General features: G+C 50.5%; 1 protein-coding gene. It reads left to right on the plus strand.

What is annotated here, in order from left to right; translation table 11 throughout:
- Nucleotides 1–12 precede the first annotated feature (12 nt).
- The coding region (gene csf4 / locus BHE89_RS17255) for a type IV CRISPR-associated DEAD/DEAH-box helicase Csf4 (RefSeq protein WP_216081025.1) at nt 13–1382 on the plus strand (1370 nt) is incomplete at its 3' end.

The following is a 1382-nucleotide window of genomic DNA, read 5'->3' on the forward strand; positions in this document are numbered from 1 at the left end:
GGGGGCATCGGCATGGTCGAAGGTGGAACAGGGATAGGTAAGACGCTGACCATCCTTGCCAGTGCTAATCAGATCGCCGCTGCAAAAGGGCAGCGCTCTGTTATCGCAACAAACACCATAAGCAACATCCAGCAGATGGCTAAGACCTATGAGCGACTGGTGGCGGCTGGTGTGAAGATGGTACCGCTTAGGGTTGTGTTGGGAAGAAACAGCTTCGTGAGTGTGGACAAACTGCGCCGGTATCTGGCCGATGACGAGATCCCTCAAGAAGTCCTCCATGCCGTCGAACGATGGATGCAAACCGGCCTGCTTCAAGAGCGTGAAATCGACGCCGCTCCCGCATATTTGCTTGATGAGCTGGTCAGCCTTTTCCCCAATGCTGCTACGTCTGAGGTCGTGCTGGGGGTGGACGCATCGAGCGAAGACCCAGGGTATCTGGCCTATAAAAGTCAGTTCGTGCGAGAAGATGTTTACCCTGAAATCGTGCTCTGTACCCACGCAATGCTTGCCATAGATGCTAAAACTCGACGCATCAGGATCGCACAGAGCGAGCATGACTTGACCGACGAGTTGAAGGCTACCAAGCGGGATATATCATCTCGAATCGAGGCGCTGGGTAAGGCGACGGATGAGGCCAAGCGCATCTTGAAAGAAGACATAGACGAGCTACAAAGAAGAGAAGACCTTCTATCCAAGGAGGTGTACCAGAACAATGACATTGGTTTGTTGCCTATGTATCAGTTCCTCTTTGTCGATGAAGCGCATCTTCTTGAGGAAACCGCATCCCGAATGATCAGTGACAACCTCTCGTTCCGGTCTTTCATCAAAGAACTGGAGTCCCATAGTAACGCGGGGATCATTCCAGCCGGGAAGATGAAGGACATAAAAAAGGAGGCCAGCATCATCATCAATGCGGATGATCAAGATAAAGAAGCTGGTAAGGTATCCCTGACTCCTGGGGTTGAGTATTTCCATGCGTTAAGCCGTATTGTCAACCTCGTTAAGTCAACCAAGAACTACCGGAAATTACCTGGTTCCTTGAAGGCCCAGATCAGAACGCTTCAATATGCGATTGATAAGGCTGACTCACCTCACTACCACTTTGGGCTGACATTCTCCCCCGTGAAACGGTATCCGCAAATCATCTCTGGTGAGATCAATACCCAGCCTTATATGCGAACAATTTGGCAGCAGGTTTCTGCGGCCATCTGTATCAGTGCGACATTGTATTTCCCTAAAATGGGGGGGTTCACATGCAGTTACTTCGCAAACAACTTGTTTATCCCCGAACGTCGGCTCAAAACCTATACGCCTATCACTCCGCCGTGGCTGAAAAGCAATGTTCATGAAATTTGTCTGCCTCCTTTGGCCCTCGAACAAGC

Source organism: Shigella sp. FC1967 (assembly GCF_001743005.1).
GTDB lineage: Bacteria > Pseudomonadota > Gammaproteobacteria > Enterobacterales > Enterobacteriaceae > Proteus.